We start from the raw sequence: 938 nt of genomic DNA, 5'->3' as shown, positions 1-938 counted from the left end.
TACCAAACGGTCCATCACTCCCAAGGCCGCCTCCCCAAAAGCAGCCTTGAATCTGATTTGCTCCTAAAAGGGAATCCTTAGAGTCCACACCACCTAGTCTAGCGCCGCCACGAAAGTAAGTGGCTATCTCTTTGGCCCCGATATAGAGCTTTGCACTCGATGTACCCTGCAGCATCGCATCATCTGTGTACAACGCAACCAGACAATCCGGCGTATGCCTGTTGAAGGTTCGCTGCCAGAGCTCCAGGAACTCGCGGATATCTGTCGTCAACGAGTCGCTGTTCACTACTGACCTCGATCTGAAAAGTTGACGGCCGGAACGCAGTTCTCGATGACTGCAAGACCGGCTGCACGCAATCAAGCGCCTGACCTGACTTCCTCACCGATGCTGAGGAGAAGGCAGCGGTTTAGTGGCGGGAGTGAAGGCTGACAATATTGCATGCGCTGTCAAGAAACAGCGGGTGGCCCTCGACGCCATCAAGCGACAATGCGTGTTCAAGGCCAAAACCGCCTTCGCATCGCAATGTCTGACAAATGCGCAAGGATAGTTTTGACCAGGAATAGTGTACAAAGCGGCAGCGCGGTGCTACTGCGCGCCGCGCGGCATTCTGAACTCGTCGGTCAATCAATCTGCCGAGCAAAGCCAATTGACTAGCTCGGTCGTTGCATACGTTGTCAAGATCGGATAACCGCTGCGGTTTTATTTTGCCCGGCTACGATTGTCTCAAACCAGATTGTCGGGACCGCGGGAAAAGAGAAATGCAACAGGGGAGCGCCGTGTGGAGACTAGGCGCAGAGAGGCTCAGCTCAATCAAATTCGGGGCCTCGCGCCCCTCTGTTAAGCGGCTACCCTCAAGCATGGGTCGACCAAGGCGGCTCTGGCGCGGAGGTATTTGCGGGTTCGAACTTGCACCGCGCGCAGCCCGTGCGACGCGCTA

At 55.9% G+C, this 938-nt stretch carries 1 pseudogene; it reads right to left on the bottom strand.

From position 1 onward, the window contains the following. A pseudogene (locus tag H8B02_RS47480) lies at positions 1–286 on the bottom strand (hypothetical protein); the annotation flags it as partial. Positions 287–938: the final 652 nt, after the last annotated feature.

Origin of the sequence: Bradyrhizobium altum (genome assembly GCF_020889705.1) — a bacterium.
GTDB classification, from domain to species: Bacteria; Pseudomonadota; Alphaproteobacteria; order Rhizobiales; family Xanthobacteraceae; genus Bradyrhizobium; species Bradyrhizobium altum.
Note: the sequence above shows the minus strand (reverse complement) of the source record. Positions and strands in the feature narration are given on the sequence as shown.